The organism is Mesorhizobium sp. M4A.F.Ca.ET.020.02.1.1, assembly GCF_004022645.1.
GTDB lineage: Bacteria > Pseudomonadota > Alphaproteobacteria > Rhizobiales > Rhizobiaceae > Mesorhizobium.
This window is the reverse complement of sequence record NZ_RZOI01001139.1, coordinates 1-1157: the sequence shown is the minus strand read 5'-3', so window position 1 is coordinate 1157 and position 1157 is coordinate 1. Positions and strand designations below refer to the sequence as shown.

General features: G+C 65.0%; 1 protein-coding gene and 1 pseudogene. Both read right to left on the bottom strand.

Annotated elements, in window-relative coordinates:
• Positions 1–409: pseudogene (locus EN742_RS35495) on the bottom strand (phage tail protein); the annotation flags it as partial.
• Between the two features lie 208 nt (positions 410–617).
• On the bottom strand, positions 618–1157 hold a 540-nt coding region (locus EN742_RS35490; RefSeq protein WP_128333917.1), incomplete at its 5' end, for a uroporphyrinogen-III synthase.

Here is a 1157-nt window from a genome sequence, read left to right as displayed (position 1 = left end):
GTGCCATATAGTCCTCCCTCGCGCGGGTTGCTTTCGGCGCGTCTTCGGCGGCCGCCCTGGCCGAGGCATCCTCGAAACTGTAGTCGGAAGCGTGCGTCTGATTCGGCGGCAGGTCGGACCCAGCCGGATAGGGGCGTTCCGCCTCATCCGAGCCCTTGGCGGCGGCGTCTTCCGTTCCGGCCTGCGTTGCGGCGTCGCTGTGCTCCCAGGGCTCATGATCGACCTGGTCGGCATGCACCGGCTCCGCCGGGGCCTCGGGTTGCGAAGCGCTTGCGGCTTCCTCCGCCTCGGCCTCGACAGTCTTCGCCGCATCCTCCTCGACGATGCGCGAGACGGCGCCGGGCTCGAGTTCGATCGTCACCGGCTCGCGGCGGCTCTTCGAATGTCGCATCTTCGGCGTCTTGACCATTGCTTGGGCTCCGCAAATTGGCTTGGGATGGTTCAAAGGGTCTAGAGCTGAAGGATGCTCTAGCACATCACCAAGCGGTGAAAAGGGGCGGCGTGATGACACAGACCCTAAGCAGGCATTCCTTGGCAAGCCAACGAATGCCTGCTTAGGCATTTTGTCTTGTCGCAGATTCTTGTCGGAAAACCGTGTGACACTTTTCGGAATCTGCTTAGCGTCCGGCCAGCAATAGCCCGATCAGCGCGTCTTCCTGCGGTTCCCCGGCGACGCGAACCCGTTCGGGAGCGACGCCGTCGAGCGCTGCGGCGATACGTCCCGACAGCGCGAAAAATCTGGTCTTTTCAAAATGATCGCCGAGCGCCGGTCGCCGGATCAGGACCTGCATCGCCAGGGCGGCTTTGGCCGAATAGAGCAGGACCGCATCGACCGGCCCGCCGGACAGCCGCGCAACCACATCCGCGTCAGAATAGTTGAGCGCGATCGTGTCGTAGGTTTCGACGGCGCGGACCGGAATATCGGCCGCCGAGAGGCGCTGCTCGAAGGCAGGAAAGCGCACGCGGCCGCAGAGATAGACGATCGTCCCTGCCGGAGAGCCGCCGGCGATCGCATCGGCCAGCGCCACGGCATCGCCGGGGCCTTCGCTCACCGACACGAAGCCTGCCTTGCGCGCCGCTTCCGCAGTCCTTTCGCCAACTGCATGGCAGGGCAAGGCAGCCAGTGCGGCGATGAGCTCCCGCGACGCGTGGCGCAT